Raw genomic sequence first — 26,689 nt, 5'->3', positions numbered from 1 at the left:
GGAGGTGCCAGTCTGCTATGCCGTTTATGTCCTGCCGAACGTGGAGCGTCAGGCTGGGATCGTTGGGGTCTATGGCTCCGAGGTATGCCTCGATTCGGTTGATCATTCCCTCGTAGCGCTCCGCATCGATAACGCGTTCCGTTGAAGTGAGGGGGCGGAGTGTGTAGGTCATGCCCCTGCGCTGCCATTTGGCGCCGTTGAGATATCCGGATGCCGCCAGCACGCGACTGAATGGGGTGTTGCGGCAAAGCACCGCGTACGGCGTCTTGCTGGCCGCGAAACGCTTGTCCACTATGAACTTGTAACTTGTTTGCTTCCCAAGTTCTGAAGCCAGGTTACTGAGCGTCAGGTCGGGCTTTTCAATGGTAACTGTCTTCTCAGCGTGAAGGATGACGACGTTGGGGTTGGGGCGAATGAGCGCGGGCGGCTTCGGGTCTGAATGCGCCAACTGGGTGACGGCGCCGGCGGCGAACCCGGCAATGGCAACCCCCGCGAATAACGCATATGGCTTCATCTGTTTCACTCCTTGAGCGTGAGCGCGGCCCAAAGCCGCACTCACGCGGTGCGGGATGCAGCTAGGGGTTGATGTGCGTATGGGGGGAACGAACCACGGCCTTATTGTTGCCCTTGGCGTATCCACTGTTCGAGGTGACTGACGGATCGGGGTATGATGAGGATGTGATCGTCGTATAGAGGTCAGCCGTCTTTGAGATAGTGTTCCCATTCGGATTCGAGTTGTACAATGTAACAGGGTTGGTATATCCCTCGGGAAGCGCCCCGTTGTTGTAGCCTTCGAAGTAGTTCTGTGTTACCTCGCCGGCGCCTGATGCGGCCGCCGTGAGCGTGGAAAGGGGGGTGATGCCTGCGATTGCCTGGGCGCCTCCTGAAGTATTGTTGTGCGAAGCATATGAGTAGCGGCAGATGTCTACGTTAAGGGTGTTTCCCAGCGGCACGCCCGCATAAGATAAATCGTCCTTGACCCACGAGATACTAAAGGTGTCCCCAAGGTGGATCGTAGCGTCGGCAATTGCGGTCTTGGTCGTTCCATACACCTGAGTCATTCGCGTTTCGCATTCGGCGTAGGCGTCGTTTACACCCTTGCCTGTTATATCGATGTCTCCACCGGTTCCTCCGCTGCTCGGGGATCCCGAGTTTGACACTCGCGAATCGAAGTTGAACTCACACCAAGCGACCGGGCCAAGGTCGGCGGAATAGGGTCCAGTCACTGCAAAGGATCCACTGCCGGTGCCGGTCGCGTGCGTAATGGTTGGGTCGCCGTCAGACGTTACGCCGTTAACCGTGACCGGATTCCAATGCCCGGTCACGAAGGTGAATGAGGTCCAGTCCGAGCAGACCTCGTAACCGCCCATATACGCTCGCACTTGTCCTGTGCAGTGTCCGGACCCGGTGATGAATACGCCCGCTCGGCCGGTGCCGTTGGTGGTGGCGCTGGTGGCAGAGAGCGATGCATTGCCGGATGGCGAGCAGGTCATCTGGAAGTTGATCTGTACCTGGCTGGCTTCATTTCCGTTCTCGTCATAGGCGGTGAATTCCACGTAGTGCCGGCATCCACCGTCGGCAATGAGCACGTTCCCGGCAGCGGGGCTAACCCCGGTAACATCAATCCGCGATTCGTCCGCCAGCGCGTGCGGAAGCGCCGCGCCACAGAGGAGGAGGAGGGTCAGGCCACGAACCAACGCCGCGGGGGGGGTACAGTGCGTGCATAAATCGAGTCCTTTCGTGTTGTGCAAGGGAGTTGCAGATAGCGAGGACGCCTCTGTCCGCGTTGTGAATCTATGTATAGCACACCGTGCTAAACTCGCCCAGTCTAATAAGCAAGCTATTTTGCGGTACCCCTGGAAACATGAACCGCACCGCATTTGCCCCCAATTGTCAAAAAGTTATGTGCCCCCTCGCTTATCAATTGGCCCTTGGCGCGTTTATTGCCACTACTATATTTCGAAGGACCTGGCGGAAGCAGGTCGCGCTTTTTATTAGAGGCTTCGGCTCCCGGCGTGGCAGCGCCTAGCTGGAAGGGACCAGAGACCATGCCGCTCGTCGCCGATCTCAAGCGCTCCGAATCTCCGCGTGAGCAAAGAGTCATGGCAACCCCATCTGTGAAACAAACAGTGCTGCTGGTAGACGATGAGCGGAACCTCGTCCGCGTACTCGAAGCCAGATTGCGCCGGGAAGGCTATAGCACGCTTGCCGCTTACGATGGCGCGGAGGCCCTCACGGTCCTCCGTCGATACGCCGTTCACGCCGTGGTCCTGGACGTTCAGATGTCCGGCCTCAGCGGCCAGGAGACCCTCAAAGCGATTCACGCCATCCGTCCGGAGCTTCCCGTAGTGCTGATGAGCGCGTACGGAAAGCCTGAAGGCCTCACGGATTTTGTCACCTACCTGGAGAAGCCGTTCAACCTGGACATGATGGTTACGGCAGTCGCCAATGCGCTCAAGACGCGGCGGGTGGTCGGTTCCAGCTCCTCCGCGTTCGCGCTCTTCACCCCAGGGCAGGTCCTGCGGATGGTCGTGCCGGACGCCGGCGGGCTTTGTTACGGCACCGGAGCCGTGCAGGACGAGACCGAGGACACGCTGGTGGTCACCGCGCCGGTCAAAGATGGCCGTGCGGTCATCCCGTCCGCCGGCGCAGCGGTGCGGGTGACTCTCACGGGGCGGGACGCGCTGTATTCGTTCAACTCGCGCGTTCAGGACGCCATGCCCGCGCCGAGGTCCGGCCTGGTCCTCTCGAAGCCGGACATCATCGAACGCCACCAGCGCCGCGCGGCGACGCGTGTGCCGGTCGCCTGGCCCGTGCGCCTGGAGGTGTTGCCGCCGGGTGACAAGGGCAAACCGTTCAAGCTGTCAACTTCCTGGGAGAGCGTGAACGTGAGCCAGACCGGCATGATGGTGAGCGGCGAAGCCACGGTGCCGGCGAACAGTTCCGTGCTGTTCAGCGTCGCTATTCCGGGGGCCGGCGATCCGCTGCAGGGCCGCGCCCGGGTGGTGTGGGATGCCACCACGCCGAACGAGCGGTTCACCATGGGGCTGGAGTTCGTGGGCCTGGAGGACGAGGCTCGCGCCCTTCTGCAGGCGAACATCGCCGCCTGAATCTGGGCGAGTGGTTGCACGCTTAGTGCATCCATGAGAGCCCATGTTCCAGCCTTCCCCGTATCGCACGATTCCGCGTCCGCGTGATATACTCAAGCGGTGGAGCATGGCGCCCCCGGGCGGTCGTTTTTGCCTCTTGTTTACGCGTCGCAGAGCCGACACCCCGTTTCCGGCACGCCTGTAGCGCCGCTCAAAAAGTAGCACCAATTCTGCGTCTTTTGCGGAACATTGCTATGGCGGCCGTGTCCCATGCTCGTGGCCTGCCTGTCTGTTTCACTAATTGGCACGGAACTTGCGTGTGCATGTTCAGCTTGTACGGTTTGCAGGGCTAAGAATGTCTTGCGGTTGTACCGATAGGCTGTTACAGGCGTGGCACTGTGTATAACTTTTGGGCGGAATCATTTGCGCCGATCCGCCAGGCTTCGACAGGAGGAACCTCTCATCATGCAGGGAAGACGCACCTGGCTCGTCTCTGGGATCATTGCTCTGGTGGCCGTGCTTTTCATCGGCCTTCCGGCTCACGCTCGTGATTACGTGATCACCTCCGGCGACAGCCTGAACATCAAGGTCGTTGGCGAGCCTGATTACTCAAGATCGTTCACCGTCAACGACGAAGGCAACATCTTCGTGCCGAACATCGGCAACGTGGTCGCCACCGGCAAGACGGCCGACGAATTGAAGGCTGAACTTACCAAGAAGCTTTCCGACCTCATCAAGAACCCCGTCGTCACCGTCGAGATCACCTCACCCACGAACACAACCGTGCTCGTTTCCGGCGAAGTGAAAACCCCTGGCGACGTGAAACTCAAGGCGGACTACCGGCTGATGGACGTCATCCAGAAGGCCGGCGGGTTCACAGACAACGCCGATCGCGCGAAGGCAGTCATTCTCCGCAAGGGAGAGACCCAGCCGCGCGTGGTGGACCTGGACGCCCTCTTCCGGGGCGACATGACCAAGAACGAACTTATGGAGACCGGCGACACGCTCTACGTGCCACCGAAGGCCCAGGGCAAGGTCAAGATCCTCGGCGAAGTAACGACTCCCGGCGAGAAAGACTTCAAGCTCAAGCTGACGCCGATGGAGGCCGTAACCCTCGCCGGCGGTTTCAAGGATAACGCGGACAAGAGCGCGGTTGTCATTCAGCATAAGGACGGCACCCAGGTGACAGTTGACCTGGACGCCGAGGCCCGCGGCGAAGACAGTCCGCTAACGAAGAACCTGTACCTCACGGAAGACGACACCGTGATGGTTCCGAACAACAAGAACAACCAGGTGATCGTTCTGGGCGCCGGCGTAAAGACCCCGGGAACGTTCGGGTACGAGCCGGGAATGACCGTTTCAGACGCGCTGACGAAGGCCGGCGGGTTCGTTGAGCGGGCGCGCACCAAGGACATCAAGATCATCCACAAGAAGGGTACGCCCGCCAGCGTCAATTACGAGCAGTTCATCAACAAGGGCGACGTGACTCAGAACATCCCGCTGGAACGCGGCGACACCGTGACTGTGGGGCAGGACCCGGTTAAAGAGAGGCGGAATAGTGGTCTGGAGGGTGCTATGGGCACCATCCTGCCCACAATCACCAGCATTCTCCTCTACAAGGCCCTGTACCGGCATTGACCTGGTTGAGCCAAGAGACATTAACGCCGGGGTGGGTGCCTGGAACCGCTCCACCCCGGTGTTGACCAAACTGTTTTTCGAATCCTGGAGCAAGCTTGAATGTTGTCATCCCTGGCACAAACTGAGCCCGCCGCATCCGCGCCGGCGCGCCATCCGCTATCCCTCGCTGTTATCGGGCTAGGCTATGTTGGCCTGCCTCTCTCGGTTGAGTTCGCCTCCGCCGGCCACAACGTCGTTGGCCTTGATGTGGATGAGCGCAAGGTGGAGTCCATCGTCGCGAGAGCGTCCTACATCCCCGATGTAGAGTCATCCGAGATCGCGCGCCTCGTCGATTCCGGCAACCTGACCGCCTCCACGGATTTCTCGCTCCTGGCAAACGCGGATGCCATCATAATCGCCGTTCCGACGCCGCTTCGGAAGACTAAAGACCCGGACGTCTCCTACATCGTTGCCGCCGCCGAACAGGTGGCAAAGTATCTGCGCAAAGGCCAGATTGTGGTGCTGGAAAGCACCACGTACCCCGGCACCACGGAGGAATTGCTTTTGCCGATGTTCAGCCAGGGCGGCCTGACAGTGGGGGTGGATTTCTTCCTGGCGTTCAGCCCGGAACGCGTGGACCCCGGCAACGCGAAATTCGGCACGCGCAACATCACGAAGATCGTGGGCGGCGTGACGCCGTTATGTACCCGCAAAGCCGTCGAGTTGTACGAGACCGCTGTCGAAAACGTGGTTGCCGTATCCGGAGCGCGGGTGGCCGAGACGGCGAAGCTTCTGGAAAACACTTTTCGCAGCGTCAACATCGCGTTGGTCAACGAGTTGGCGTTAATGTGCCATCACCTGGACGTGGACGTCTGGGAGGTGATAGATGCCGCGGCCACCAAACCCTTCGGCTTCATGAAGCACACCCCCGGCCCCGGCATCGGCGGGCACTGCATTCCGCTGGACCCGTTCTACCTCAGCTGGAAAGCACGGCTCAACGGCTTCGAGGCCAAGTTCATCGCGCTGGCCGGAGAAGTGAACGGTGGGATGCCGGAACACGTGGTCCGACTGGTCTCCGATGGGCTGAACGAAGACGGCAAGCCCCTCAAGGGCAGCCGCATCCTGGTATTGGGCATCGCCTACAAGAAAAACGTGGGGGATATGCGCGAGAGCCCCGCGATCGAGATCATCCAATCCCTTCGCGCAAAGGGCGCCGTCGTGTCCTATAACGACCCGTTTGTCCCCGAGATGAAGCTGGACAAGTGGTCGGCGGAGAGCGTCGACCTGGACCCGGAAACGATCGCGGCGAACGACGCGGTGCTGCTGATTACCGATCATTGCGCGTACGACTGGGACAAAATCCTACCGAATTGCCGCCTCTTCGTCGATACCAGGAACGCGACCAAGGGCATCGAACACCTTGCCGGCCGCGTCGTGAAACTCTGATCGTCCGAATATTCCATGGCTGATAACCCAACAAACACATATCCGGGCAGGCAGGCAGACGTCTCGTCTCTGGCACGCGCCTATGCGCCGGCGGTCCTCGTCGGTCTGGCTTTTCTGTACCTGTTCAAGGACGCCATCGCGAATATGGCGGACCGATGGAACACCGACCCCACGTTCTCGCACGGCTGGATCGTTGCCCCTGCGGCGATCGGCATCGCCTGGTTCTCGCGCGACCGCTGGATGAACACGCTGATAGCGCCGGCTTGGACCGGCCTGCTGGGTATTGTCGCGGGACTCCTGATACTGCTCGCGGGTGCGTGGGCCGACGTGCTGTTCCTGCCGTTTGTCGCGTTCGTGGTTGTGCTTGGCGGGATGCTGGTCTACTTCTGCGGTTGGCAACTGTTCAAACGGCTTCTCTTCCCGTACGGCTTTCTCTGGTTCATGGTCCCGTGGCCGGATCTTCTGGTCGAACAAATCAGCGTTCCCATGCAGTTGGGTACCAGCACCTATTCGGCGATACTGGCGTCGATCGTGGGCATCCCGATCGTGCGTGACGGGAACAACCTCACCATTTTGAATGCCGCCCGCACAGCGCCCAAAGCGACGTTCGAGGTTGCGGTCGCCTGCAGCGGGATGCATTCGCTGGTCGCGCTGTTGTGCCTCGCGGCCGGGTTCGCCTACTTCACGCCAATCTCGCTGTGGAAGCGCTGGCTGCTCTTCCTTCTGGGCATCCCGATGGCGTTTATCGCCAACGTGTTTCGCGTGTTCCTGATTCTGTGCGTGGGCAACTGGATCGATCCTCAACTGGCGGCCAAGGCGTTTCACGATTGGTCGGCGCCGGTGCTCTTCTTCATCAACACTCTGCTGCTGATCGCGCTGCGAAACGCGCTGATGCGCTCTCCAGCCGTCGCGACAGCCGGAGCGCCCGGCGCCCCCGTGGCGACGATGCCGAAGGAGAACGACGATGCGTTCTGAAACCGCTATCGCGCCCGCAGTTGAGACTAAGTCGCCGCCCATCGGTCTTCTTCGCTGGATTGTCGTCCTGGCCCTGTTCTTGCTTACTGCCCCGCTGGTACGGATGGCGGATAGTATGAAGGTCCCGGATGCTTACTCGCACAACGTGGGGCTGACACAACTGCCCCTGGCAGTCGGCGAGTGGACGTGCAAGCAGAACGAGGACCTGGACAAGTTGTCATTGGATCTGCTGAAGCCGGACGACTACGTTTTTCGCGAATACCGCGACCCCATCGGGTGGCCGCTGAGTTTTCTGGTGGTGTACGGACATCTGAAGCAGTCGTTCCATTCGCCGGGGTTCTGTCTGCCCGGCGGCGGCTGGCAGATTATGGAGAAATCGGACGAACCGGTTGCGGAGGGCGGACTGCCTATCGAGATGAACCGGTTCCTGATACAGCGTGTCATAGACGGGCATGACTATAAGCAAGTGGTCTTGTACTGCTTCGTGCAGGGCGACAACGCGACACCAAGTTTGATGAAGCATAACTGGAACCTGTTGATGGCCCATTTCCAGCAAAAGCGCCGGACCGGCGCGCTGGTGAGAGTAATCATTCCGGTCGTTTCCACGGAAGACGTGGCGCTCGCCCGGGCCAAGGATTTCATCACTCGCATCTACCCGGAACTGAAGAAACGTATCGGGTAGACGGTACACACTCTGATTCGCGGTGGCATTATTTTCTGCCCTGCTCTGGCGGGCACTGGGCGCCGCAAGGAGACGATAACAATGGATTTCTGGAGAGCATACCGAGTACTGGTCGCTCGCAGGTGGCTGATTCTGGGCGTGGTGCTGCTGACAACCACCGTGGTTGGCCTCGGCATTCTGTCCCTCGCCCGAAAATACGACGCCCAGACGAGCTTCGGCCCAACGGCAGAGGCGATGCGGGCCGCAATCAACGCCGGGAACGACCCGAAGAACCTTCCGGTTCTGACCGAAGACGCCAAGATGGAAGAGGCGAAGCGGATTTACGAGCAAGTGAAGGCGCCGGACAACGTATACAACGCTGTCCTCTACCTCGCGAACGCGCGACTATTGAAGCAGGGGCTGGAAGAGTCCCTGAAAGGAAGTTCGGTCCCCGGTAAGCCCGAAGCCCTTTACGAACAGGGGGCCAGGCCCAACTACGCCAGCATCAAGTATAAACTGGACCCTCCGAACGATGGTTTGCCGCACAAGATTCCTAAGGACCTCGCCGGGAGTGGGATCCCGAAATCTGCATGGACTGACTTCATCTATCTGCTGGCCGTCGTCGAGGAAAAGGACAACGCCATTTCCGAAGACTTCATCTCTCCGGCGCGTATCAATGAAACTTATGTTGATCTGATCAATAACATCGAAGTCACTCCCTTGAACTCACGCGACATTGTGTTGTCCGTGCGGGATAGGGTGCCGGTGAAGGCGGAAGTCTTGGCCAGCGCGCTTACAGCTGCTTACAAATCGGCGTACGACGACCGCAACCTTACCACGGCACAATCGGCGGTGAACTACTTCACCGCCCAGCAGAATCAGGCTGCCCGGCAGATGAGCGCGGCGCAGTCCGCATTGGACAACTTCCGCCGCACCCACAAGGACATTTTCCTGCCTGATCAGGTTAGTCTCGCAATCAAGAACAAGGACACGACCCGCCAGGACGTGGACTCGATGAACGTGAGCCTTGGGGACCTGGACGCTCAGATCAAGGCCAAGCAAGCGCGCCTGGTATCACTTCCGAGGATGCTGAAGCACCCGGCTCAGGCTGACAGTGGCGAGATCAGTTCGCTTCGCGACAAGATCAGCACTCTAAATGCGTCGATTGCCGAAAAATCCGCCGTCTGGACGGATCGGAATCCCGAGATGGTGCGGATGCGTGACCAGCTGAAAGCCCTTCAGAATCGGCTGAAGAAGGTCGAGGGCTCACTTGTAACGACGACAACATACACTGAGAACGACGAATACCTGACGCTCGACCGTGAGATTGCAAAATTGAAACAGAGCCGCGACGGACTGTCCGCCCGCCTCGCTCGCCTGAACACCGTGATGGCGGATCGGGCGAAGCTGATCGCCGACCTGCCCGACACATACAAACAGTCGATTACGCTTGCCGGCCAGGCCAGTTCCGCGGCCGAACGGCTTCAGGAAGTCGGCAAGAAGCTGAAAGCGTCAGAAGAGGCGTTGGAACTCACTAAAGCTCAGGGATCGTTGGAAGTCCGGTTCTGGGCTGGCCGCAATCCCGCCGACAAACACCCGGAGACCCGCGCGTTGGAAGGCAGCGTCAAGCGTAATTGGACGATGTTCATCGCCGCGATTCTCCTGAGTTTGATCGGTTCAGCGGGCGTGATCCTGGCACTCGACTTCCTGGACACCAGCGTGAAATCCGCAGTGGACGTGGAGCGAATGCTCGACGTGCCGGTGAATGGCGTGGTTCCGCGCCTCGACGGCCCTAACCGCGGCATGCTGGCGCAGGTTACGCACAAACTGCCCTCCTCGCCACAAGCGGAATCCTACCGCTTCCTCGGTACGGACATCCTCTTGTCTGCGGCCGGAGACGAGCCGTTCAAGACAATCATGGTGGCCACGGCCAAACCCGGGCAGGGTGGTACCAGCACGATCTGCAACCTGGCGATTACGCTGGCGCAGGCCGGTCAGACGGTTGTTCTAGTGGACGCGGACCTTCGACGCCCGAGCCTTCATAACGTGTTCAACGTACCCAACGACCTGGGGCTCACCACCGTGCTCAGCAATGGCAAATTGCCGAGCGATGTGCTTCAGCGAACGGAGATCGAGAACCTCTACGTCATGCCGGGCGGCCCGAAGGCGGAGAACGCCTGGAAATTGCTGCGCTCCGTCAAGATGAAGGAAGTCATCGCGGACCTGCAGCGCGACTTCGACTTCGTCCTGTTTGACACCCCGAGCGCGGTTGTCTTCGCGGACGCGGCCACGCTGGCGACGATGGTCGATGGCGTGCTGCTTGTGGTTCGCGCGAACGAAGCGCCATCCGGATCGGAAATGCAGGTCAAGAACCTGCTCAACAAGACCAGGGCGCGCATCGTCGGCGTTGTGCTGAACGATATGCCGCTGCAGCAGGTAGACAGCGCCCGCTACTTCGCGCACTACTACGGAACGTCGGCCAGGCCGGAGATCGGGTCAACCGCGGCTGCTGCCAGCGCGAAGCCTGCTCTGCCGAAGCGCGGTTCGGACGACGAGATCTAGGGTATACGGTGCCGGGCGGGTTACGCGCCCGCCCGGCACCAGATACCGACCGCCTGACCTATCATCGAGAGAACGTCAAGTTAGGAGTTCGCAGATCGCGGATTTCGCGGCATACATGCATAGCGGGAACTGACGGCGCCGGATTCGTGTAGACGAGGCGTCGAATCAGCAATTGGCACTCATTGTGCTCTCATCGGCATGTATTGACGGGATCCTCGCGCGATGAAGCGACAGAAATCGGAGCAATCAGTGGAAACGTGGAGCGGCAATGCGGAATTCGACGCGGCGGAATGGGCGCCTGCCCAGGCGCGCGATACCGCCGTGCCCGTCACGAAACGGATCCTGATTGTGGGCGCAGGTGAAACCGGCCGCATTCTGGCGGAACAGCTCAAACGACGCCCCGGGTACCACGTCGTCGGGTTCATCGAGGATGACGCTGCGATGGCGGCGTCGCTGAAGGACAGCATCTTGGGCGGCCATGATGATGTGCTCCGCGTGGTCGATGAGCATTCAGTGGACGAGGTCGTCGTAGCGTACGCTCCTTCGTGGCAGCAACGCGTGGCGGAGAGCCTTGTGAACGGCCATTCGCACCTGCGAGTCCACGTCGTTCCGACCCTCTATGAAACGATGATCGCCAAGCCGGAATTCCAGACGATCAGTGACGTCCCCCTGATCCACCTGCACGCTCCAACCGGACTGAGTTATCCCAGCCGAATCCTCAAGCGCGGTTTCGACATCTTCGTGTCGTTGTTGATTCTACTGGTGTCTTCGCCGGTGGATCTGCTGGTGATGCTGGGCATCAAGCTGACGTCACGGGGGCCGATCCTGATTTCCCAGGAACGCGTTGGCCGGAACGGGCGGCTGTTCCGGTGCCTCAAATTCCGCACGATGGTTTCGAACGCGGAGGCATCCACGGGTCCGGTGCTGTCCAGCGGTAAAGCGGATGCCCGGGTTACGCCGTTTGGCAGGCTCCTCCGCAAGACGCGCGTGGACGAGATTCCGCAGTTCCTGAACGTGCTTCTGGGGCATATGAGCGTCGTGGGGCCGCGACCCGAGCGGACGGTTTTCGTCGAGAAGTTCCGGGCGGAAGTGACCGGCTACGACGAGCGCCACAAGGTGCGCCCAGGCATCACCGGCCTCGCGCAGGTACACGGTTACTATCTGACGGACGTACACACGAAACTGCGCTACGATATGCTGTATGTGTACAACCAATCGTTGCTTCTGGACACCAAAATCCTTGTCCAGACGTTTCGTGAGATGTTCAACGGTTCCGGCAGTTAGGTATATCGAGGTTACCCCCGCGGAGCCGCCATTTGCCGGCCCGGTTACTTCTTTGGGGGACGGGCACGATGGAGCCCGTCCCCATTCTTTACTGTTCTTGCGCCTGGCCTGCGCATGTGGTACCCCTGGATGACCACAACCGAACAATCGAATACACCGGGCACTCCGCCTTCGTTGCTGCGTCAGATCAGCCATTACTTCGGTGGTCAGGTTGCCATCATGGCGGCCGGATTCATCTCTCTTCCGATCGTCACGCGTGGCCTGGGAACCGAAGCATACGGCATCGTCAACCTGGTGGGGCGGATGCTTATCCTGCTGACGGCGGTGAGCAAGATGGGCCTCTCGCACGCTTCCATCCGGTTTGCCGGCCGTCCAAAAGAGGGCGAGGAGCGCGCGGAGCAGACGCTACAGAGCAGCCTGCTTATCGCCGCAACCGTGTCCGCCTTCGTGTTCTGCGCGGTGCTGACGGGTTCCGTCTGGTTGTACATGTCCGGCCACGTCCCGAAGCATTCGATCGCGGACACGATCCTTTCGCTGATGCTGGGCGGGCGTGCAACTTCGCCATATATGGTCCTTGCCGGTCTCTGGGCGCTGCCGAGAACGGTTACCTCAGTACTCGCGGCGTTGCAGCGCGCGGAGAGGCGGAGCAAGGAAGCCACGGCGTACTCTGTGGTCCTGCGCTATGCCTCGCTGATCTGCGGCATCAGCAGCCTGCTTGTCTATCACACGGTTTCGGCGTTCCTGATCGCCGGAATCGCGGCAGAGACGTTTGTAACGCTCTACTATCTTATCGGCTGGTGGCGCTCACATCACTTGGGCGTCCGCTTGTTCTGCGTGCCGCAGGTGAGAATGGCGTTATCGTATGGATTGCCCCTTATCATCTATGAAGTCGCTTCGGTGATGGTCGCCTACTGCGACAACTTCATCATCGCTCACTTCAGCGGTCGGGCGGCGGTCGGGTTGTATGGTGCGGGATATGGAATAGCCGAGATAGTGCCGGCATTGCTGGCGTTCCCGGTCGAAATGGTGGTCACGCCGCACTGCTTCCGTTTGTGGGAGACCGAGGGCCCGGCGCGGACCGCAGAATTCTTGTCCAGATCCGCTGCCAGATACGCCATCGCGGTGTTTCCCGCCCTGGCGCTGTTCTGTGTTGCGGCGCCAACTGTTGTCGTGGTCATCTCGGGAGAAGCGTTCGCCGGCGCGGCGAAGGTGATACCGTGGGTGCTGGCCGGCCTGGCCCTTACGTCGGTGTTCTGCCCGATGGTGGCCGTGGGTTTCCTCGTGGAGAAACGTACCAAGGCGTTCACAAGCATCATGGTGGCGGCGGTCGCCGTGAACGCCGCGCTGAACTGGGTGCTGGTCCCGAGGATGGGTTATGTGGGTGGCGGGGTCTCGACTTTCATCACTTACGGTTTGGTACTGCTGGCAACCGGGATCGGGGCATCGCGATACCTCCGCGTATACTGGCAGTGGGCTTCGCTCGCGCGCGCCGTGGTCCTGTCCATCGGCATCGCGGTGCTTGTCGCCGTTATCCCCGGTGGCCATGGGATCCTGATGACGCTGGCCCGGGTTGTCGCCGGGGCCGTGCTCTACGCGCGCATCGCCACGCCCCTCGATCCCAACGCAAAATGGGTTGTGGAATCGGGACACAAGTGGCTTGGCGAGCATCGATTGCCGACAGCCTGGCTGGCTTTGGTGACGGGTCACAAACCCGCGGTCGTCGCCGGCTCAGTGTGAGGCGAAGTTTCGCCGATAACATTTCATAGGTGATAATTCGCGGGAAGGCAAAGGCTGCTTCTCCGCTTGGGTATCTGCCTGTCTGGAAGGGCCGCAAATGAACGAATACGAAAGCCAATGGCGTCGTGATCAGTTATTGGAAGAGCGCATACGGGGTTATCTACCCGCGATCGTTGCCGTACTGCTGGGACTGGCCATTGGAATTGCCATTTCGGCATCAGAGGGTTGGCTAATCCCAACAGGGGTTTTCCTCGGAATCCTCGTGCTGATCGCGGCGGTGTTCAAGTCGGAATGGGCTTTGCTGGTCATCACAATTCTTGCGCCGCTGGAAATATGGACCCAGAAGATCGGTTCCCTGGCGCCAGGCACAGGCCTGACGGCCATCAATCTCGTTGTTATCGTCCTGGTTGTGGGGGCTTGGTTGCAGCGATTCTCAACCTCGGAGGCGTCTGTCGAGGCTACCAGCGTCGACAAGCCGCTACTGCTGTATCTCGCCTGGAGCGGGCTGGCGCTGTATGTGGCTTTCATGCGCTGGCCGAACCTTGATGCCAAGGCTGCCGGTGAATGGCTGGCGATGGCATGCGGCTATGTGATGTATTGGGTTGTCCGGCGCCGCTGGCGCTCCGATAAACTGGCTGTCGCGGCGGTATGGTCCGTTCTCGCGCTCGTTGTCTTCGAAGCCTGTTTCGTTATGTGGCAAACTCACGATCAGAACATCACGGCATACAGCGAGAAACTGAAATACGCCCTCACTGGTACCTTCCCGGAGGGCAACTCGAACGATATCGGCACCTATTTGTCGTCCTACTGCATGATCGGCCTCGGCTTGTTCCTGGCCATGCGGCGGAGCGTCTGGCGCTGGCCTGCCCTTGCGGCCTTTGTGGTGGGGGGGCTGGGGACGTTTTTCACGTATTCCAGAGGATCGTACATCGCTCTGGGGGTTGGGGTTCTCGCAGTCATCTTGTACAAGCATAAGCGATACCTCGTGCCGGCGGTGATCGTTGTCATGCTCCTTCCCTACGTGCTTCCTGCGTCGGTGGTTGAAAGGATGAATACGAGCGGCGACAAGAGCGCCGAGAACCGTAAAGAGTTCTGGAAGAACGGCCTGTCGTTGATGCTCACCAATCCCTTAGGCGTCGGTTGGCGCGGATACGCGCAGAATGAAACCGCTCGAGGCCAGGAACTCAAGGACCCGCACAGCCAGTACGTTCTCGTGGCTGCGGAGCAGGGCATCGTTGGCATCAGCCTGTTCATCATTCTCTTAGTCGCCGCGGGCAAAGAGACCGTGAAGGCCATCAAGCGTGCACGGACGCCCTTTGTACAAGGCCTCGGCGTGGGAGTGTTTGGGGCGCTGATCTCATTTGCGGTGAACAACGCGTTCGGAACGCGAATGATCTGGTTCTACAGTGTGCAGCACTTTTGGTTATTGCTGGGCCTTCTCATGGTGCTTTCACGCCGGATTCCCGGCGAGTCCGTGGTGGTGGAGGAAGCGCCGGCGGAGAAGCTGAAGGCGGTGTCACCATGGCGATACCGTTCGTGGGTCTAGAACCGGACACTTCCCGGGTCACCCACGTGGCGCGATCGCGTGGCATGCCGACTCTCAACGCAGCGATGCAACCGAGTGTTCTATTCCTGATAGATGCTTTGGAGCGCCCGGGAGGCACTGAAACCCACCTCCTGGAACTAACAAAGCGGCTTCCTTCCGAAGGGTACACGCCGATTGTGTGTAACCTTGCCGGCGACCAACCTGTCCTCAAGTTGATCGCCGACTCGGGCGTCGAGACCTGGCCGGTGACAGTGCACCGGCTTTACGCGCCAGCCGGCCGCGCTGTTGTTCGCGATGTCATCAGCCGAGCGGCGGGAAGAGGCGTGGCCGCCATCCATACTTTCCATTTCAAGTCGGACTGGATGGGCGTGAGCGTTGCCCGCGCCCTGAAATGCCCGCTTGTATCCAGCCGCCGCGACCTCGGTTTCGCGCAAACGCCGTTGCGACGGTTGGCTCTGCGGTTTATCGATCCCCAGGTGAAGGCGTTCATCGCTCCATCGCGCGCGGTCCAGACGGCGGTACATGAGCGTGAGGGGGTGGCCACGGAGCGCATTCGGGTCATCTATAACGGCCTCGATCCGGCGCGGTTTTCTGAACGTGGCGATCGCGCTGAAATGCGCCGCGACCTCGGCGTTCCGAACGATGCTGCCGCGATCGTCATGGTTGGCAACCTCCGTCCGGTCAAGGACCACACCACTCTCATCAAGGCCATGGGGCCGGTTGCCGCCGCGCACCCGAATTCACATTTGGTGCTTGTGGGCGAGGGGACCGAAATGGACAGGCTGAGCGGATTGGCGGATTCAATGGGAATCCGGGACCACGTGACGTTCGCCGGCGCGCGAAAAGACGTCGCGAGGATTCTGGCAGCAATGGACGTCTTCGTGTTATCCACTCATAGTGAAGGGATGTCGAACGCCATCATTGAGGCCATGGCGGCCGGTTTGCCGGTCGTGGCGACGGATGTGGGTGGCAACGCCGAGTGCGTATTGGAAGGCGTTACCGGCTACATTGTGCCCCATGAAAACGTTGAAGCGCTCGCGCATCGTCTTGGCGGTCTTCTGGCGGATAGTGTCAGTGCGAAAGCCATGGGCGCCGCCGGCCGGGACCGCGTGGCGGAAGAGTTCGACGTGCAGGCCATGGTTCGGCGCACAGCCGACCTTTACCGCAACCTGACCGCCGCGGGGAGGCGCAATGACGCCAGCTAGCAAGCCGCCGCGAGTCCTCCACTTGCGAAGCAGCTGCGGTCTTTACGGTGCCGAGGGTGTCATCCGCACGTTGGTCCACGCGTATTCCGGCGACTCCGTGGTAGCGTGTCTTGCGGATGCTCGGGAGCCGCACACTGAGTTGTGCGACTGCTTACGTGCCGAAGGTTACGAATCCCTCTTGTTACCGACGCGTGGCGCGGTGGACCCGATCGTGTTCTTGCGCTTAATCGCCGCATTTCGGCGCATTCGCCCGGATGTTGTACATTGCCACGACTACAAGTCCGTCGTAATCGCCGCAGTGGTCGGTCGGCCGTTGGGGTTGGGCCTGGTCTTTACCATGCATGGCGACCTTCGCGCGACGGTCAATTCCGCGGTGTTGATCCGCGTGGGCCATCGGGCATTGCGACTATGCGACAGTGTGGTGGGCGTGAGTGAGGCGACGGCTTCCGATGCCCGGGAATACGGCGTCATGCCTAGCCGCATTCACTTGATCCGGAACGGCATAGACACGCTCCGGTTTACGCCGTCCGAGGCACGCGTCCCGGCTCGTGACTCACTCGGAGTGCCGAAGGACGGGACGCTGATTGGAGTTGTCGGCCGGTTTTCCGAGGAAAAGGGGCACACGGTTCTCCTGGACGCTGTCGCCAGATTGGACACTTCCTGGAGGTTGGCCCTGATTGGTGACGGCCCGCTGGAAATGGACTTGAGGGCTAAGGGATCAGCGCTGGGTATATCCGACAGAACCCATTATGTCGGCCGCCGCGACGATATGAAATGCGTTTACCCTGCGCTTGACGTGCTGGCGCTGCCGTCACACCGCGAAGGCCTTCCACTGGCCGTGCTCGAAGCGGGCGCATGCGGTTTGCCTGTCGCCGCGACAGACGTAGGGGACGTCGGACGCGTGGTGCTCGACGGCGTAACTGGATTCCTGTCTCCTGCAGGCGACTCCGCAGCGATGTCGCGCTCGCTGGAAAGACTGTGTTTTGACAGCAGCCTTCGCGCAAGGATGGGCGCCGCGGCCAGATGCCATGTGGAAGCTTCATTCGCGGCGCCGTCGATGGCGGCTGCATACGAGGTACTATACCGCGAGGCGGCAGGCAGATGACTATGCTCGCATGGCTGTCGCTCGCCTTCGTGGTGTACACGTACTTCGGGTACGCGATTCTGCTGCGCCTGCTGCCACAGTCCCTGCGGCCGGAGGGGCCGTCCGCGACTTCCGGCGAGGGGCTGCCGAGCATCTCAGTCGTAATCGCGGCGCGCAACGAGGCCGCTCATATCGGCGCGAAACTGGATGACATCGCGGCTCAGGAGTACCCTGTGGACCGCGTCGAGGTGTTGGTGGGCTCCGACGGATCAACCGACGCTACCGACGAGATCGTGCGTTCGCACCGCAGTCGGCCACGGCCTTTCAGATTCGAACCAATTGGAAAGACGGCGGTTCTCAACCGCGTTGTTGCGGAGGCGACCGGTGATATCCTGGTGTTTATGGACGTACGGCAGCAGGTGACGCATGATGCGTTTCGGCGTTTCGCGCATCGACTTCAGGATCCCGGTGTCGCGGCGGTAGGTGGCGAGCTGGCGTTGACGGACGAAGCGGGCCACGAGACCGCATCCGGCGTGGGAGTGTATTGGAAATTCGAAAAGTGGCTGCGGCGCCGCGAAAGCGATCTGGGTCTTCTCACCGGGCTGTCCGGCGCGTTGTATGCGATGAAACGGGAGCTCTTCCAGGCGCCGCCCGACGATATGATACTGGACGATGTCATGATCCCGCTGTCCGCAGCCCGTCGCGGGTATCGTCTCATTGTTGACGATCAGATACGGATGCTCGACCGCGTCGCAGAGGGGGATCGCGAGTTTCGGCGGAAGGTTCGCACGCTCATTGGGAACTTCCAGTTGTTCGCTTTTTTGCTGGCGCACCCGCGTCCGTTCCCGGCGGCGCTCTTGTTCAGTCTGATGTCGCATAAGGTCTGTCGCGCCGTCACGCCGATCGCGCTCATTACCCTCGCCGTTGGCAGCCTGGGGATGGAGCCGGGGCTGGGCCGCAATGCGCTGCTGGCCGGCCAGGGAGTGGTATATGGTGTTGGGGCCATGACCCTCACCTCGGGCGGTCGCATTCGCGGGAAACTGCCCTCGGTCTGTACCACGTTCTGCGTCCTGAACGCCGCGGCATTTGTCGCTTTGCTGAAATTTTCGACGGGCCGCTACCGTACGACGTGGAAGTAGAATCGGGCCGTTCTGAGGGGACACGTAGTCCAGACAATCAATGCACGTACTTTTCGTATCAACCCGAAGCCCATGGCCGCTCACCGGCGGGCATGCCCTGCGCACGTTCCATCTGTTGCGCGAGGCGGCCCGGCAGCACTGTGTCTCGTTTCTGACGTTTGTTCAGCACGAAGAGGAATGGGATGGGTTGCCGGTGCTTCGGGAGTTCTGCGAGGACGTGGTTGCACTGCCGATTCCAGGCGGCGGGAAGCTTGCTCTTGCGGCCTCTCTTTCGGCGAATGTCCTGTCTTCAAGGCCCTTCGTCGCCACCAAGTACGATACGCAGGGGATGCGCCGGGCTATAGATCGCGTGAAGGAGTCCCGCAACATTGATCTGATACATCTGGATATGCTGCCGCTTTCTGTCTACGCTGGATCTGCAGGTCGCGCGCCTGTAGTGCAGGTTGATCACAACGTGGAGTACATCCTTCTGGAGCGGCGCGCCGCCAACCAAACCGGGTTCAGCAAACGATTCTGGACAATGCAGGCCGAGCGCCTGAAACGGTTTGAATCGGCTGCCGTGCGCAACGCGACCCGCACGATTGCCGTGTCCGACTTGGACGCCGGAATTTTGCGCCAATTGGCGCCTGGAGCCGAGGTCCGAACTGTTCCGAACGGGGTGGACACGGCTTTTTTCCACCCTCTACCGGGCGCCTCCAACCCGGACCACCTCGTTTTCGTCGGGTCGATGACCTATTATCCGAACGTGGATTCCGTACACTACTTCGTGGACGCGATCTGGCCCGCCATCCGCGCCGCGCGTCCGAAAGCTCAGTTCACCGTGATTGGCGCGCACCCCCCGGAGTCAATCAAGGCCTTTGGGAGTGCGGCCGGCATCAACGTGTTGGGACAGGTTCCGGACATTCGCCCCTACGTCGGCGATGCGGCGGTCTACGTCGTCCCGCTGCGGGTCGGTGGCGGCACGCGGCTGAAAATACTGGACGCGATGGCGATGGGCAAGGCTATCGTCTCAACGACGGTCGGCTGCGAAGGGTTGGATGTGGCGGATGGTCGCGACATCGCGGTAGCAGACACGCCGAGTGAATTTGCCGGTCGGGTATTGACCCTGATGAACGATGCCGCCACCCGCGATCTCATGGGATCGGCCGCGCGCGCCACGGTGCAAGCAGCCTATGGCTGGGAACGATTGGGCGCGATGCAGGAATCCGTCTACCAGGAAGCGCGTGACGCAATTCGTCGGGGGGAACGCGATGACGGTTGAATCTGGAGCGATGCGGTGTTGACTCCGATACTGATGTACCATGAGGTGACGGAATCCGGCGCGCTGCCGAAGGACGTTGTCGCATCCTGGACGGTTACATCCGGGCAGTTTCGGGCTCACATGGCCGCGTTGGCGGATGCCGGGTACACCGGTATGAGCGTGCCCCGATGGCTTGACGTGCGGGCCAGTCTGTCGGGGGGCCTGAAGCCTGTGGTGATAACCTTCGACGACGGTTTCCGCGGCAACCCGGAGATCGCGATCCCGGCGCTGCAGGAACTTGGTTGGACGGGGACGTTCTTCGTGATATCAGGGAAGATGGACTGCGACGCGTATGGAAGCGCCGCAGACTGGCGCCAGGCCGCCAAGGCCGGCATGGACATCGCGTCGCATACCGCCACGCACCCATTTGCCGGAACGCTGTCGCTTTCGGATCTACGGAGGGAATTGCTGGACTCCCGTTCGGCGCTCGAAGACGCCATCGGCGGCCCGGTCACCGGATTGTCGTGGCCCAATGGGGATGCGCCGCGCGGGGGGAGGGGGTTGCTTCTGGAGTGCGGCTACTCGTGGGCGGCCACGTCGCGCGCCGCCTTCGCCGGGAGCGCAACCGATCCGTTCTCGCTGCCGCGTCTGGCGGTGCGCTCGTGGCACGATCCGGATGCGCTGAGCAAGCTGCTGGATACGAGCTTGGCCCATCGGCTTCGTATGTTGGGGGTTTATCGGACGAAGGCGCTGGCGCGGGCGCTGCTGGGACGCCGGCGATATTCCGGACTGCAGATGAAAGTGACGGGCGACGCATAGCTTTGAACGGCCGTCGAAGCCCCGCGGAAGACGGCATTTCAACCGTTTCCAGATAAACGCTCGCTTGGCACCCTAATTGCATTGCATTGACTAACTACCTACCCTGGAGGTGTTGACGTTGTTTGTAAAAACCCAGCGGGATGAAGAATCCCGTACCCATGACCGCGCGAACGCCAACGCGAAGCGCGTCGTAATGACCCTCATCCTGGCCCTTGTCCTCCCCGTGCTGATTGTGTGGGCGGTCTACGTTCGCCAGTTCGCTCAGATCACGGACATGGACGCCATGGATATGGCCCAGGTGGCCCGCAATGTTCAGTCCGGAAACGGCTTCGTCACAAGCGTTATCCGCCCGCTGGCCACAACCCGAGCGACCGGTGTGACCACAGCGGCTGGCGGACTGAAAACCGTCCGCATGCAAGACATGGTCCACCCCCCCCTGTTCATCTACGCCGAGGCCTTGGTCCTTGCGACGGGCGCGTCCGACAACAAGGTATTCCTGGTTTCCGCTCTCTTTTTTCTGTTGACCATCCCGGTGCTTTACGCACTGTCAAAAGAGATGTTCAATGCGAAGGTGGGGCAGCTGACCGTGTTCGCTTACGTCACAAGCCTGTTCATGACCAACATGATTCTCACAACAGGCTCCGCGACGATGGCCGCCTTCATGTTCACACTCTTGTGCCTCATGATCCTCCGTTTCGCGCAGGCGGCCCAGCCGGATGGCGGTGTCCCAAGCACGCGCAGCGTCGTCGTGAAGGCCGCTTTGTGCGGAGTCGTCTTCGCGCTTTGTTACCTGACCGATTACATGCTTCTGCTCGCCTTATTGCCCGTTGCGGTGTGTGTGTACGTCGCCGGAAAGCGTGAAGGCAAAGCGGGGCTGGTTGTGTTTTTGCTGGCGTTCCTCGTTGTGGCCGGACCCTGGATGATCCGCAACACGTCGGTCACCGGCAGTCCGTTCTTCGGCCTTCGAGCTCTGGAGATCGGCATGGGCACCAAGGCGCATCCCGCGTTCTCGCTGTACCGCAGCACGGTACCGCAGACGGTACTAGGGCTCGTTCAGGAGACCAGCGGCGATCTGGGCCGTAAAGTCGTTCAGGGAATCCAGGTGTCCTATGGCACGCTTCCCGTGCTCGGCCAGCCGTACCTGGTCGCCTTTTTCATCGTTGGGCTGTTCTACTCGTTCCGGCGCAACGGCGTGAATGCCCTGCGAGGCATGCTGATCGGATCGGTGATATGCGTCGCGATGCTGGGCAACCTCTTCATGTTCCAGATGGGAACGCTTACCGCATTCGCACCGATCATGCTTGCCTTCGCGGCGGCTTTCTTCGTTCGGCTTCTGACCGACTCAAAGGCGCCCAATGTGATTGTGGCCGGCGTCAATGTGCTCGCGGGCGTGCTCATGGTTATCCCCCTGGCCGCGGCGCTCGCTGTTCCTGCACCGCGCATCTCCTCAACGCACGAGGCCGAGACGACAGTCGGACGCATCGTCGCACCCAATTCACCCATTGTCTCCGACCGGGCATTCGAAATGGCCTGGTACGCCGGACGTACGTCCGTCTGGATACCTAACGCCGACAAGGACTTTGAAAACCTCGACGGGTTGTACGGTTTGAAGGCGCTATACCTATCTGCGGCGCTCTTTCCGAGCAATCGTACTTCGGAGAACTACGATATCTGGCGGGAGATGTACGGGCAGATCCTGCCGCCGGCAATGCATGACCAATTCGCCCGGTTCGATGCCGGCCCTTACACTGGCTTCGGCCTCTTCCGGGGACTGGATGAGAAGGAGTCCGGAGCGATTCTGAGCCAGCGCGCTCTTCTGCTCCTTCGCGAAGGCGCTGCCCGGTAGTACTTCCGCCGGCGATAGTCTTCGGTGGGCGACGGACCCCCAAGCGGTCCGTCGCCCACCTTCATTTTTGGCCCGAGCCCATCGCGCATCCCCGTCAGAACCCGGCGGGACGATCCCGGAAATGACGCTTCCAGTGTTTGCTCGCTTTGGTTGAGCCCCTCCGCATCGGGCAACCGATGCAGATTTCTTGCTCCGCCCCCCTCAGTCTGCCGACCACCCTTCGCGTGGAATACGGATAGGAACCCGAATTCAACGCGGCCCGTGTGGGCTGATGGAAGAGACCGAGCATGAACAGAATCCAGTCGTCCGTCCGGTGGGATGGCGTTATACTCCCGATCCTATTGCTTGCGGCGCTGGCCCCTGCGCAAGCTAAAGGCACTTTGGCCGGTACTGTGGTCACCGCGTCCGCGCAGGTAGCGTATGTCGATGCGATAACGGCGGTGTCGGTTCAAACCCCGGACGCTAATGTCACTGTCGCGGCCAGCCCTTCAGTTACCTTGTCACTTCCCCACGCAAGTGATAACGTGGCCGGCGCGATGGCGTTTCCCTGCGTTGTGACCAACACCGGCAACTCGCCCGACGACGTGACGGTGGCGCTAACGCCATCGAGCAACACTTACTCGATCATGGTACACGACGATAATGCCGACGGGGTTTGGCAGGGGACCGAGTCCCGGACGATGGTATCGCTGAAGGCCCTGCCGCCGGATCAGCCGGTTGCAGGGCTTCTGGTTGTTCAGTCGAATCCCGGCACGCCCGTCGATGCGCAGGGGACAGTCAAAATCGCCGTCAACAGCGGAATCGACACGAGCGTTCAAGCACAAGCGACTTTCACAGCGACTTATGTGACGAAACTGGCGCCGCAGTTCCGGTTTCAGGCCCAAGAGCCGTTCACTTCCTCGGCTACTGTTGTGAACAATATCGCGATCGCCGGCTCAGACTCGGGCGTGGTCTACGCCGTGAATGTCGCCGGTCCGACTGCGGGCCAACTGGCATGGCGGTTCCCCGCGGCTGCGAACTTGGGCGCCCCCATCCGGGGCCGGGTGGCCACGGATGGCGTGGGCTACTACTTCACCGCGAATAACGGCATGTGCTACCGCCTCGACACGGCCGGCAGGCTGGTATGGCAGCAGCAGGTTGTGCCGGCCGGCGTTGAGATGGAAGCTATGCCGCTCGTCGGCCCCAACGATGTGACGCTCGCGTGCGGTGACGGACGCATTCGCCGGTTCAATAAGGATACAGGCGCGCTCATCAGCATCTCTGTACCCGTTGGAAACGGAGTCCTTACCACGCCGTCCATGCCTGGCTCGGACGGCATATGGGTTGGCAGTTCGGATGGCGCGCTGTACAACATCAGCACCGGCAACGGCTACGCGGTGATGAGCGCCCGAGAACTGAGCCAGATGCCGATTTCCGCGACACCGTTTGTCGATGCCCGGAGCGGGCTCGTCCTGACTACAACGCCCGAAGGAAACGTTTACGCGCTGATCAGCCACTCGGACATCGTCAAATGGGGTCCGGTATCCCTTGGCACGCCGGTGATGGGCTCTCCGTGGGTAGACAGCGCGGCCGGCATCGCCTACTTCGGCGGTACAGACAACACGATCCGCGCCCTGAACGTGGCAGACGGCTCGCCCGTGGCCGGATATCCGGCACAATTCAAAGACGGTGGCTCATTCCTCGGCACACCTGTGGTAGACCCGATGCCGAATGGGAAGAGCGTGTTGTTCGCGGCGACTACTACCGGACGCGTCTACGGCATTCGGCCCTCGGACCCAACGAGGTTCGTGGAGTTTGCTACGACCGATCCGAATGTGAAGTTCGTTGGCTCTCCGGCCGTTTCCAGCGCTGCGGCAGACGGGATTATGGTTGTGGCCGGTACGGACGGCGCGTTGTACGGGTTTTCCGCGGCGGCTGCGGTGGCTCCGTAAAGGCTTGCCCCCTGGGCGGGGCAAGGAGGGCGGCGGGAGCGATGGCCCGCCGCCCTCGTTTTCTTGAGGCTGAAAGGCGGAACGTGGCAGGAGGAATGCCCGGCGAAGGCTACGCCGGGCATTCCCCGTTCAGTTGGTCGTGGGGTCGTAGATCGTGCCCAGAAACAGGATCTCGCCGGTCTGGTCGTCCCGGATCGCGCACAGGAATGGGTGGTCCACAACCATCACGAAGCCGTGTGGGCCGGGCGCCGCGCGACCAACCATGACCACTGCGGTCGCTGCGGCGGCCTCGGTGCCTTCCTCGTTCACATCCACGAACGCTTTGTGCTGGACGAGGCCGATGTACAGATCGCGTCTGCCGGTCATGCCGCGGAAATCCGCGGCGGATCGATCGAATGCCTGGCGCATCCCCAGAGACTTCAGCGAAGTGTTGAGCGCCTGGCTGTACTCGACTTTGAAGCGCGGAAGGCTGATGGAGCCCTCCATCGGCCGCATACCCTTCAACCATTCCGACAAACGCGCGGCGTTGGCCTGCCGGCTGAGCGCACGCAGGCCGTCCATGGTATCCGGCAAGAACACATACATGGCGAAACGTCCGGAACCATAGGGCAGCCGGATGGCCTGGAAGCCGTCTCCCTTGAGGTAACGGTATTGACCGCTGCGCGACATCATCTGCACCTGCTTCGCCGAAGAAGTCGAAGGATGGAAGGGCTGTTGGTGCGTGGCGGCTTTCTTGAACTGGTCTGTCCACTGGCCGTGGAAATACACGGCGTTCACCAGGACGAGGCGCGTCAGTGGATTCAGTCTGGGCAGCAAGTTCCGGATCTTGCCGTTCGTCCGCTGCTCCACCCAGGCGTTGATACGCTGATTGACCGTTGGAACGCCGAAATCAACATTCTCCACTGCGGCCGCGTACAGCCGTCTGACCGGCTGCATGAACGTTGCCAGGAACGGGAAGCCCTTCTGCGCCCAGAGCGAGTTGGCGATGGCGACCTTCACCTTCGGATCGCCACTCATTGCGCTCGTCCGCAGGGACTGGTTCGCATGGTTTACGGTATCCAGGCTCCGGCCGTCGAGGTGCAGGGATTTCGCCATCTCAGCCTTCGTACGGCCGGAGGCCCCGTTGTAGGTCATCTCCAGCGCCGTGGAGATGCTGGACGGGGAGAAGAACACGTTTTCGCCCGGTTTGGAGTCCAGTTCGTGCAGTAGGTCGAAGCCAAGGGCGGAGTGCGCGGTTACCACACGGGGATCGGGTGCGGGACCTTCCGCGGCGGTGGCGCCACCGATGGTTAGCAGTATGGCAGCAAGGATGGTCGATTTCATGGTTTCAATGTCCTTTCCTGGGTTGCAATCATCGTGTTGGACTCCACCCGCGCTGAACAACTTCAATCAGTCGTTTGCGCTCGCTGACCTGGCTGCAACATAATGCCGTGACAGACGCTTCAGGCGCTGAATCGCTAATCCTGTTTCCCGAATCCCATTATCAAGAAGGCGAGGACAAACCCATGAAGATCGGCGTATTTACGGTCCTGTTCAGCCAGCAGTCATTTGAAGACGCGCTGGACTACATCAAGAGCAAAGGAGTGCAAGCGGTCGAAATCGGCACCGGCGGCTATCCCGGCAACGCTCATTGCCCCCTGGACGAACTGCTTGCCAGCGCATCGGCGCGTAAGGCATTCGTCAGCGCGATCGAGAGCCGTGGCCTCATCCTCGATGCCTTTTCGTGTCACGGCAATCCGTTGCATCCAGACAAGGCGTTTGCCGCGAAGGAACAGGAAACGTTCACCAAGACCGTGCGCCTCGCCAACCTCGTGGGCGTGGAGCGGGTGAACACCTTCTCCGGCTGTCCGGGAGACAGCGATCAGTCCACGGCCCCCAACTGGGTGACTTGCCCGTGGCCCGACGATTTTACGAAGATACTCGACTGGCAGTGGGCCGAAAAGGTCATCCCTTACTGGAAGGCTCAGAACGCGTTCCTCGAAGAGAACAACGTGAAGGCCTGCCTGGAAATGCACCCCGGTTTCGTGGTCTACAACCCCGAAACCATGCTCAAACTTCACAAAGCCGCCGGCAAAAACGTAGGCGCCAACTTCGATCCTAGCCATTTCTGGTGGCAGGGGATCGATCCCGTCTATGCCATCCGCTCCCTGGGAGATTGCATCTACCACTTCCACGCCAAGGACGTGAAGGTAGATGAGGCGAATACGAAGACCAACGGCGTGCTGGACACCAAGCCATACAGCGACGAAATCCATCGCAGCTGGGTCTTCCGCACGGTCGGCTACGGCCACGATTTCGGCACGTGGAAGGACATCATCAGCAACCTGCGAATGGTCGGCTACGACTGGGTGATCTCCATCGAGCACGAAGACAGCATCATGAGCGTCAACGAAGGCTTCGAGCGTGCGGTGGAGCTGCTGAAAACGGTCGTGTTCCAGGAGACCCCCGGCGAGATGTGGTGGGCATAACTGGAGGTTGGTAGATAGAAGTTGGATGTTGGATGGGAGG

20 protein-coding genes are annotated in these 26,689 nt (G+C 60.7%); 17 read left to right on the top strand and 3 right to left on the bottom strand.

Features of this window, described 5'->3' with window-relative positions; all coding sequences use genetic code 11:
- Together VGM51_14675 and VGM51_14670 are read right to left on the bottom strand one after the other, a co-directional pair.
- Positions 1-514 (bottom strand): hypothetical protein (locus VGM51_14675; protein ID HEY3414282.1); only part of this gene is annotated, 514 nt, incomplete at its 3' end.
- A gap of 61 nt (positions 515-575) precedes the next feature.
- Complete coding sequence (locus tag VGM51_14670; GenBank protein HEY3414281.1) at positions 576-1,751, bottom strand: hypothetical protein; 1,176 nt, start codon at positions 1,749-1,751, stop codon at positions 576-578.
- A gap of 351 nt (positions 1,752-2,102) precedes the next feature.
- Between VGM51_14670 and VGM51_14665 the strand changes: the two genes are divergently transcribed.
- The 16 genes from VGM51_14665 (at position 2,103) to VGM51_14590 (ending at position 24,181) form a co-directional block, all read left to right on the top strand.
- Complete coding sequence (locus tag VGM51_14665; protein HEY3414280.1) at positions 2,103-3,110, top strand: response regulator; 1,008 nt, start codon at positions 2,103-2,105, stop codon at positions 3,108-3,110.
- 444 nt (positions 3,111-3,554) lie between these two features.
- Entirely contained in the window at positions 3,555-4,727 is a 1,173-nt protein-coding gene (locus VGM51_14660) for an SLBB domain-containing protein (protein HEY3414279.1), read from the top strand.
- A gap of 99 nt (positions 4,728-4,826) precedes the next feature.
- On the top strand, positions 4,827-6,152 hold the full coding sequence (locus VGM51_14655; protein ID HEY3414278.1) for a nucleotide sugar dehydrogenase: 1,326 nt from the start codon (positions 4,827-4,829) through the stop codon (positions 6,150-6,152).
- A 15-nt stretch (positions 6,153-6,167) separates the two neighbouring features.
- Positions 6,168-7,127: an exosortase/archaeosortase family protein gene (locus VGM51_14650; GenBank protein HEY3414277.1), complete on the top strand. Its 960-nt coding sequence runs from the start codon at positions 6,168-6,170 to the stop codon at positions 7,125-7,127.
- Positions 7,117-7,809 (top strand): EpsI family protein, encoded by a 693-nt coding sequence (locus VGM51_14645; GenBank protein HEY3414276.1) that lies wholly within the window; start codon positions 7,117-7,119, stop codon positions 7,807-7,809. Before VGM51_14650 ends, VGM51_14645 begins: the two co-directional genes overlap by 11 nt.
- Positions 7,810-7,890: 81 nt before the next feature.
- Entirely contained in the window at positions 7,891-10,350 is a 2,460-nt protein-coding gene (locus VGM51_14640) for a polysaccharide biosynthesis tyrosine autokinase (GenBank protein HEY3414275.1), read from the top strand.
- A gap of 222 nt (positions 10,351-10,572) precedes the next feature.
- On the top strand, positions 10,573-11,634 hold the full coding sequence (locus VGM51_14635) for a sugar transferase (protein ID HEY3414274.1): 1,062 nt from the start codon (positions 10,573-10,575) through the stop codon (positions 11,632-11,634).
- Positions 11,635-11,763: 129 nt separating this feature from the next.
- A complete protein-coding gene (locus VGM51_14630; protein ID HEY3414273.1) occupies positions 11,764-13,371 on the top strand; it encodes an oligosaccharide flippase family protein in 1,608 nt (535 codons plus the stop codon).
- 97 nt (positions 13,372-13,468) lie between these two features.
- Complete coding sequence (locus VGM51_14625; GenBank protein ID HEY3414272.1) at positions 13,469-14,917, top strand: O-antigen ligase family protein; 1,449 nt, start codon at positions 13,469-13,471, stop codon at positions 14,915-14,917.
- Positions 14,893-16,122, top strand: coding sequence for a glycosyltransferase (locus VGM51_14620; GenBank protein ID HEY3414271.1), 1,230 nt, complete (start codon positions 14,893-14,895; stop codon positions 16,120-16,122). Before VGM51_14625 ends, VGM51_14620 begins: the two co-directional genes overlap by 25 nt.
- A complete protein-coding gene (locus VGM51_14615) occupies positions 16,109-17,227 on the top strand; it encodes a glycosyltransferase (GenBank protein ID HEY3414270.1) in 1,119 nt (372 codons plus the stop codon). The genes VGM51_14620 and VGM51_14615 overlap by 14 nt, the downstream gene beginning before the upstream one ends.
- Complete coding sequence (locus VGM51_14610; GenBank protein ID HEY3414269.1) at positions 17,224-18,345, top strand: glycosyltransferase family 2 protein; 1,122 nt, start codon at positions 17,224-17,226, stop codon at positions 18,343-18,345. The genes VGM51_14615 and VGM51_14610 overlap by 4 nt, the downstream gene beginning before the upstream one ends.
- A 40-nt stretch (positions 18,346-18,385) precedes the next feature.
- On the top strand, positions 18,386-19,606 hold the full coding sequence (locus VGM51_14605) for a glycosyltransferase (protein HEY3414268.1): 1,221 nt from the start codon (positions 18,386-18,388) through the stop codon (positions 19,604-19,606).
- 15 nt (positions 19,607-19,621) lie between these two features.
- Positions 19,622-20,404: a polysaccharide deacetylase family protein gene (locus VGM51_14600; protein HEY3414267.1), complete on the top strand. Its 783-nt coding sequence runs from the start codon at positions 19,622-19,624 to the stop codon at positions 20,402-20,404.
- 118 nt (positions 20,405-20,522) lie between these two features.
- Positions 20,523-22,250, top strand: coding sequence for a glycosyltransferase family 39 protein (locus VGM51_14595; GenBank protein ID HEY3414266.1), 1,728 nt, complete (start codon positions 20,523-20,525; stop codon positions 22,248-22,250).
- A gap of 287 nt (positions 22,251-22,537) precedes the next feature.
- On the top strand, positions 22,538-24,181 hold the full coding sequence (locus VGM51_14590; GenBank protein HEY3414265.1) for a PQQ-binding-like beta-propeller repeat protein: 1,644 nt from the start codon (positions 22,538-22,540) through the stop codon (positions 24,179-24,181).
- Between the two features lie 129 nt (positions 24,182-24,310).
- On the opposite strand, the gene VGM51_14585 is transcribed toward VGM51_14590, so the two are convergent.
- Positions 24,311-25,504: a serpin family protein gene (locus tag VGM51_14585; protein HEY3414264.1), complete on the bottom strand. Its 1,194-nt coding sequence runs from the start codon at positions 25,502-25,504 to the stop codon at positions 24,311-24,313.
- Between the two features lie 182 nt (positions 25,505-25,686).
- Here VGM51_14585 and VGM51_14580 point away from each other — a divergent pair, with 182 nt between their 5' ends.
- Positions 25,687-26,649, top strand: a complete 963-nt coding sequence (locus VGM51_14580; GenBank protein HEY3414263.1) for a sugar phosphate isomerase/epimerase — start codon at positions 25,687-25,689, stop codon at positions 26,647-26,649.
- The last annotated feature ends 40 nt before the right edge of the window (positions 26,650-26,689 follow it).

The organism is Armatimonadota bacterium (assembly GCA_036504095.1).
Lineage (GTDB): Bacteria > Armatimonadota > DTGP01 > JAKQQT01 > JAKQQT01 > DASXUL01.
Note: the sequence above shows the minus strand (reverse complement) of the source record. Positions and strands in the feature narration are given on the sequence as shown.